General features: G+C 73.0%; 2 protein-coding genes and 1 pseudogene. 1 reads left to right on the top strand and 2 read right to left on the bottom strand.

Features of this window, described 5'->3' with window-relative positions; translation table 11 throughout:
* Nucleotides 1-408, top strand: a pseudogene (locus RH94_RS02630) (hypothetical protein); the annotation flags it as partial.
* 169 nt (nt 409-577) lie between these two features.
* Here the strand turns inward: RH94_RS02630 and RH94_RS02635 are convergent.
* Both RH94_RS02635 and RH94_RS42050 read right to left on the bottom strand, forming a co-directional pair.
* Nucleotides 578-1,399, bottom strand: coding sequence for a DUF317 domain-containing protein (locus RH94_RS02635; RefSeq protein WP_073946049.1), 822 nt, complete (start codon nt 1,397-1,399; stop codon nt 578-580).
* A 15-nt stretch (nt 1,400-1,414) separates the two neighbouring features.
* The gene (locus RH94_RS42050) at nt 1,415-1,645 is read right to left on the bottom strand and encodes a hypothetical protein (RefSeq protein ID WP_079189119.1); all 231 of its coding nucleotides are present in this window, start codon (nt 1,643-1,645) and stop codon (nt 1,415-1,417) included.
* Between the last annotated feature and the right edge of the window lie 13 nt (nt 1,646-1,658).

Raw genomic sequence — 1,658 nt, forward strand, 5'->3', positions numbered from 1 at the left:
GGCACCACGCAGCACGACGATGTGACGGTGCTCGGCTGCCCCGCCCTCAACCGGCTGGGCGGTGACGCGGCCACCGCAGGCTCGCTCGACTTCCCCCGCCAGGTGAAGGCGTCCTTCACCTGCACGGCCGGCACCAGGCGGATCTTCGACGCGATGACCGGCTGCCCGCAGTACCAGGTTCTGGCAGGCAGCAACGCGATCGACGTCGCCACCCGGAAGACGTCCGCGCCCCAGCTCGGCGACGAGCGCTGGAGCCGGCTGCTCACCTTCTCCGTCGGCGGACAGGAGAGCGTCGTCAAGCAGACCGCGGTCCGCACCGGAAACCTGCTGCTGATCGTCTCCGGCTCACCCGCCCTCGTCGACCGGCACCTCGGCCAGGCTCTCGCCAAGGCGACAGCAGCCCGCTGACACTCCTCCGTATGCCACGGCGCCCCCGGTCACGCGAACGACCGGGGGCGCCGTGGTTGTACCTGACCCTTCGGCGACAGCCCGAGACAGTGAGCGATCAGTCCGGAACACCACGAAGCCCGGCCTCCCGAAGCGGGAGGCCGGGCTTATGTGCGCGGTGTTCCTGCGCTCAGCCGGCCGGGGCGCGCAGGAGTCGGTCCCGCGTGCTCTCGGGCAGCACCCGGCGCAGGACCGGGACGGTGGAGCTGAGGGAGGCGGCGAAGACCGCGACAAGGTCGTGCGGCACGCTGGCGCCGAAGGACGCGGCCCACAAAAAGGGCGCGCCCAGTGCAGGCTGCGCCCATGCCTGCCATCCGGCGGGTCCCGTCTCGTCCGCCTCGACGATCAGGACGCGGGGGTCGGCGTCCTGGATCAGGGGCGGCACCTCGCCGAGGCTGAGGTGAGAGGTGAACGTCGGGTCCGCCGCGCCAGCGTCGGGCTGGTCGACGTCGCGGAGCCAGCCGTGGGCCGTGACGGCATCGAGGACCAGCCCAGGCCCGGTATACGCGGCGGTGGGGTCGTCGCGGGCGTCGAGCGCGAGGAGGAAGTCGGCGAGAACCTCGCCCGGCACATCCAGGGTGAAGTAGGCGGACCACTGCGCAAGGGGCGCAGTCCCGTCCCGGCGGGCGGAGATCTGCCACGCGATCGGCAGGTCGCCCAGGTGGAACGGCTCGTCGGGCGGCATCCACTGCGCCCACCGGAGGGTGTCGGGGCTGATGTGGAGCACGGTGCTGCGCAGGACCTGCCGGTCCTCCAGGGCATCGTCGGGCTCCTGACGTCCGCGGACGATCGCGAGGCTGGTCCAGCCGAGGCCGGCGAGCGTGTCCGCGACGACGTCGTAGAGACGTCCGTCGTCACCGGCCAGGTGCCGGGGGCCGACCCGGTACGCGGACCGGGTGCCGCTTGGGGTGGGCGGGTCGAGCGGGGAGTTGCGGTTCAGGGGCGCCTCCAAGGACTGCGTACGGGGTTACTGCCCGCCAGCGGGGCGGGCAGCACGGCGGGGGCGGCGCGGGGGCGCCTGGACGGGAGCCTGCCAGGCGAGGGCGACGGCCACCTCCGGCGGCAGGTGACCAGGCTGTGTGTCCGCGTTCCGGCTCTCGGCTGGATACACGACAGGGCGCTCGGCCCGATCCGTGGCCTCGACGACCCGCTCGAGGCGGTGCTCCATCGGGAAGAACGGGTTCATGGCCAGCCGCAGGGGCGAGGCCGGA

The organism is Streptomyces kebangsaanensis (assembly GCF_001906585.1).
In the GTDB taxonomy this organism is placed as follows: Bacteria; Actinomycetota; Actinomycetes; order Streptomycetales; family Streptomycetaceae; genus Streptomyces; species Streptomyces kebangsaanensis.